The 361-nt window shown below is 40.7% G+C and carries 1 protein-coding gene; it reads left to right on the plus strand.

The genetic code is table 11. The annotated features are described in order from the left end of the window. Positions 1–113 precede the first annotated feature (113 nt). Positions 114–361: IS200/IS605 family transposase (tnpA, locus tag CS022_RS24665; protein ID WP_129124492.1), on the plus strand; the 248-nt coding region annotated here is incomplete at its 3' end.

Genomic DNA, 361 nt, shown 5'->3' on the forward strand with positions numbered 1-361 from the left:
TATTAAACCACCTCCTATGGAGGTGGTGATAGTTAAATCGGGGCTAAGCCCGTAAAGAGCTCATGCTAGATACTGTCCTCGTTTGTTACCAGCAAATCGAAGGAGTAAATAGCATGAGCAGATATGACTCATCATCGCATGTATTTTATCGCTGTCAGTACCATATAGTTTGGACATCGAAATACAGATTGAAAATACTGAAGGGTAATGTTGCAAAGGAGGTTTACCGATGTATCCATGTATTTTGCAGCATGAAGAAATGCAGAATAGTCGAGTTGAACGTTCAAATAGATCACGTTCATTTGGTGGTAAGAACGCCTCCGAGCTTGAGTGTTTCGGAGTTAGTAGGATTTGTAAAAGG

This window comes from Veronia nyctiphanis, assembly GCF_004116385.1.
In the GTDB taxonomy this organism is placed as follows: Bacteria; Pseudomonadota; Gammaproteobacteria; order Enterobacterales; family Vibrionaceae; genus Veronia; species Veronia nyctiphanis.